Source organism: Microbulbifer taiwanensis, assembly GCF_014904815.1.
Classification (GTDB): domain Bacteria; phylum Pseudomonadota; class Gammaproteobacteria; order Pseudomonadales; family Cellvibrionaceae; genus Microbulbifer; species Microbulbifer taiwanensis.
This window is the reverse complement of the sequence record NZ_JACZFR010000102.1, coordinates 1-922: the sequence shown is the minus strand read 5'-3', so window position 1 is coordinate 922 and position 922 is coordinate 1. Positions and strand designations below refer to the sequence as shown.

Sequence of the window (922 nt, the reverse complement as noted above, 5' to 3'; positions counted from 1 at the left end):
TACTCGCTGCCACGATCAGAGTGAAATATGAGTTCTCTGTGGTGCCCACGGTTTCGTACAGCCCTGTCTATGCTGGACAGCGTGAGCGAGACATCCCTTCGATCACTGAGTGACCAAGCGACAATTTTCCTGCTATAGCGATCCATCACTACTGACAGGTACTGCCAGCTTCCGTCACGGAGCTTGATATAGGTAACATCGCCGACCCAAAGCTGATTTGGGCGCGACACCTTGATGCCTTCTATTTTGCATGTAATTCCATAAACATGCGTATACATCCCAGGTCGGGCAGTGTAGATTCTCGACTTCACCGCCTTGAGGCCGTGATTTCGCATGATTCTAGCTACTCGCTTCTGACCGACGTAGATACCCCTCTTTCTCAATTCTTCGGTGATTTTAGGGCTACCATAACAGCCGTCATGCCGATCAAAAATCGACCTAATATGCTCAAATAGCTCACTATCCTCACGGCGGCGCTCGCATACGCCACGGCGACGCCAGGAGTTGTATCCGTCACGAGAGACGCCGTAGATCCTACACATCATCGAGATACTGTGCTTTTCTCTATTTTGATCTATGAATTCGAAGATTTCCCTTTTTGTTGCAAAGAGAACTGGATGGCTTTTTTTAAAAGGGCGTGCTCTTCCTGGAGGAGGTTATGCTCCCGCTCCAGCTTCCTCAGCCGCTTAAGCTCAAACTTGATCTCTGGATCGATCTGAATGTTTTTCTTCTTGGCCATGATCTGCCCCCGTCGCATCTCCATGCGCCAACGATAAAGCATGACTTCATGGATATCGAGCGCTTCGGCAACGTGTTTTGTTAGCACCCCGGGAATTTCGGTTAGCGAGACTGCCGTTGCCTTGAAATCGTCATCGTAAGAGTTGTAGTGCTTTCTGCGTGCCATTCGACACCTCCGAATCAG

General features: G+C 49.6%; 2 protein-coding genes. Both read right to left on the bottom strand.

Going from position 1 to position 922, the window contains the following annotated elements; genetic code table 11:
- The coding region (locus IG627_RS20665; protein ID WP_319024626.1) for an IS3 family transposase at positions 1-578 on the bottom strand (578 nt) is incomplete at its 3' end.
- Positions 575-922 (bottom strand): transposase (locus IG627_RS20660; protein ID WP_226865508.1); only part of this gene is annotated, 348 nt, incomplete at its 5' end. The genes IG627_RS20665 and IG627_RS20660, both read right to left, overlap by 4 nt.